This window comes from Microvirga makkahensis (assembly GCF_009830105.1).
Lineage (GTDB): Bacteria > Pseudomonadota > Alphaproteobacteria > Rhizobiales > Beijerinckiaceae > Microvirga > Microvirga makkahensis.
Window position 1 is genome coordinate 1 of record NZ_WURB01000062.1, and the last position, 3,048, is coordinate 3,048.

Annotated in this window: 2 protein-coding genes; both read left to right on the forward strand. The window is 64.9% G+C overall.

All coding sequences use genetic code 11. The features are described 5' to 3' along the window. Nucleotides 1-965: biotin/lipoyl-containing protein (locus GR328_RS26335; protein WP_160888601.1), on the forward strand; the 965-nt coding region annotated here is incomplete at its 5' end. Nucleotides 966-973: 8 nt separating this feature from the next. Next, on the forward strand, nucleotides 974-2,899 hold the full coding sequence (locus tag GR328_RS26340; RefSeq protein ID WP_160888602.1) for a methylmalonyl-CoA mutase subunit beta: 1,926 nt from the start codon (nucleotides 974-976) through the stop codon (nucleotides 2,897-2,899). Nucleotides 2,900-3,048: the final 149 nt, after the last annotated feature.

Below are 3,048 nucleotides of genomic sequence, written 5' to 3' on the forward strand. Positions count from 1 at the left end.
GCAACTTCCTGCCGTCGACGGGCCGGCTGGTGACCTATCGCCCGCCGCAGGAGGGCGCAATCGATGGCGTGACTGTACGTAACGACACCGGCGTCTACGAGGGCGGCGAGATCTCGATCTATTACGATCCGATGATCGCCAAGCTCGTGACCCATGCGCCGAGCCGCGAGCAGGCCATTGAGGCCCAGGCCACCGCGCTCGACGCCTTCGCCATCGACGGCATCCGTCACAACATTCCCTTCCTCTCGGCGCTCATGCAGCATCCCCGCTGGAAGAGCGGCACGCTCTCCACCGGTTTCATCGCGGAGGAGTTCCCGCAAGGCTTCAAGGCTCCCGCGCCTAAAGGAGAGATAGCTCTGCGCATGGCGGCGGTCGGGGCTGCCATCGACCACCTGATGAACGAGCGCAAGCGCCACATCTCGGGTCAGATGCGCGCTGCCTCCGCCTTCAAGTTCGAGCGGGAGCGGGTGGTGCTTCTCGGCGCGGAGCGGCACGACGTGATGATCCAGGACATCGACGACGGCATCGCCGTTATGCTCGACGGCAAGGCTTGGCCTGTCGAGTCCGCGTGGGTGCCGGGTCAGCCGGTCTGGACGGGCACAGTCGGTGGCGAGGCCATCGCGGTGCAGGTGCGGCCGATCCTCAACGGCATGGCCCTCTCCCATGCAGGCGCTTCCGCGGAGGTGCGCGTCTATACCAGACGCGAGGCGGAGCTTGCGGCGCTCATGCCCGAGCGCCAGGAGGCGGATACGGGCAAGCAATTGCTCTGCCCCATGCCTGGTCTCGTGAAGGCACTCAGTGTGAGCCAAGGGCAGGAGGTCAAGGCGGGCGAGCCGCTCTGCATCGTCGAAGCGATGAAGATGGAGAACGTGCTGCGCGCCGAGCGCGACGGCACGATTGCCAAAATTCACGCCAAGGAAGGCGATAGTCTCGCCGTCGATGCCACCATCATGGAATTTGCCTGATGGCGGCCATGGACGATCTTTCTCTTGCGGCCGATTTCTCGCAAGCCACCCGCGAGCAATGGCTCAAGCTGGTCGAGGGAGTGCTGAAGGGAGCTGACTTCACCAAGAAGCTCGTCGGCCGCACCCATGACGGCATCGAGATCCAGCCGCTCTACCCAAAGGCGGAGGGAGCAGCCCGGATCGCACGCGAGCAGGCCGGGCGCTGGCGCGTGTCCCAGCGGATGGACCATCCCGATCCGGCCAAGACCAATGAGCTTGCCCTCATCGATCTCGAGAACGGCGCCGATGCGCTGACCATCGTTACACATAAAGCCCCCGCCGCGCGCGGCTTCGGCGTCAAGATCGAGACGGTCGAGGATCTCGACAAGGCGCTTTCCGGCGTGATGCTGGACCTCATTCATTTGCGCCTCGATGCCGGCGGCAAGGGCCGCTCCATGGCGGAGCTTCTCATTGCGCTTGCAGACAAGCGCGGCCACAAGCTGTCGGATCTGTCGCTTGATCTCGGCATGGACCCCATCGGTGGCTTGGCCTCCCTCGGCAGTCTCTCTGTTACGTGGGACGAGGTGTCGGCCCGCATGGGCGCGATGCTGAAGAGCCTGACCGAAAAAGGCTTCAACGGCCGCGCCTTCTTGGCCGAAGGGCGCCCCTACCATGAGGCGGGCGCGAGCGAGGCGCAGGAATTGGCCGCCGTTCTCGCCACGGGCGTCAGCTATTTGCGGGCGCTTGAATCCCACGGCCATTCCCTCGATGCCGCCCGCAAAGCCTTGTCCTTCCTGCTGGTGGCGGATGCGGACGAGTTCCTCACGGTCGCAAAGTTCCGCGCGCTGCGCCGCCTCTGGGCGCAGGTGGAGCAGGCCTGCGGTCTGGAGCCGAAGCCCGTTCGCCTGCATGCGGAAACCGCCTGGCGTATGACGACCAAGCGCGATCCGTGGGTGAACATTCTGCGCACGACGGTCGCCACCTTTTCCGCCGGCATCGGCGGGGCGGACGCGATCACGATCCTGCCCTTCACGGCGGCTCTCGGCCTGCCCGATGCCTTCGCTCGCCGCGTAGCGCGCAACACCCAGTTGGTGCTGCTGGAGGAGTCGAACCTCTGGCGCGTGGCCGATCCCGCGGCAGGCGCTGGCGGCTTCGAGGCGCTGACCGATGCGCTCTGCGAGAGAGCCTGGGGTCTCTTCCAGGAGATCGAGCGCGAGGGTGGCATCATCGAGAGCCTCAAGCAGGGGGCTCTCCAGACCCGCATCGCCCCTGTTCGCGTGCAGCGGGAGAAGGCGATCGCCACCCGCAAGGAGCCGATCACTGGCACGAGCGAATTCCCGAATATCCATGAGGCGGATGTCACGGTGCTGATGCCCGCTGCGTCTGTGGCGCAGCAAGAGATTGATCAAGCTGCCGTGTCGGCCACGCCCCTGCCCTCCGTCCGCACGGCGCAGGCCTTCGAGCGCCTGCGCGACCTGTCGGATGCCTTCCTCGCCAAGACTGGCGCGCGCCCGAAAATGTTTCTGGCCAATCTTGGCCCGATCTCCGCCTTCACGGCCCGGGCCACTTTCGCCAAGAACTTCTTTGAGGCAGGCGGGATAGAATCCGTGACGAACGACGGGTTCCCGTCTCTCCATGCTCTCATAGCTGCCTTCGCCGCGTCTGGCTCCCAGATCGCATGCATCTGTTCGTCGGATGAGGTCTACTTTGGACCAGCTGAGGCCGCAATCACGCCGAACGAGGCAGCAGCTGAAGAGACAGCTCGAGAACTAAAGAGGGCAGGGACCTCGCTCGTGTATATGGCTGGACGCCCGGTCCTCCGCGAGGACGCAATGCGCTCGGCGGGAATTCAAGATTTTATCTACAACGGATGCGATTTGTTGGCTGTGGTCGCTTCTATCCATTCAGCCGTTGATGGATCCACCTCAAATCGAGGGGAGGTAAGAGTTCCATGACACGTATCCCGGATTTCTCGAGCCTCGGCTGGACCAGCGCCCCCGAAGCCTCGCCCGCAGCTCAGCCCCGGGCAGAGCCCTGGCTGACGCCGGAGGGCATTGCGGTGAAGGCGGCCTACGGCCCGGAGGATCGCGCCGGGATCGACTTT